This is a genomic window from Streptomyces beijiangensis (assembly GCF_017315755.1).
Taxonomy (GTDB): domain Bacteria; phylum Actinomycetota; class Actinomycetes; order Streptomycetales; family Streptomycetaceae; genus Streptomyces; species Streptomyces beijiangensis.
Map to the genome: position 1 here is coordinate 1 of NZ_JAFLRJ010001739.1, position 294 is coordinate 294.

Below are 294 nucleotides of genomic sequence, written 5' to 3' on the forward strand. Positions count from 1 at the left end.
GAGTGCGGCGCCGGCGCGTTCATCCAGGCTGTGTCTTCGTACCTCGGGGAGGATCCAAGACCATGGGCGTCACGCTCGCCAAGGGAGGCAATGTCTCCCTCTCGAAGGCCGCACCCAACCTCACGCAAGTGCTGGTCGGGCTCGGCTGGGACGCACGCTCCACCACCGGAGCCGACTTCGACCTCGACGCCAGCGCGCTGCTGTGCCAGTCCGGGCGGGTGCTCGGCGACGAGTGGTTCATCTTCTACAACCAACTGACCACTCCGGACGGCTCGGTGGAGCACACGGGTGACA

General features: G+C 66.7%; 1 protein-coding gene. It reads left to right on the plus strand.

What is annotated here, in order from left to right; translation table 11 throughout:
• Positions 1–62: 62 nt before the first annotated feature.
• On the plus strand, positions 63–294 hold a 232-nt coding region (locus J0695_RS43450; protein WP_206970303.1), incomplete at its 3' end, for a TerD family protein.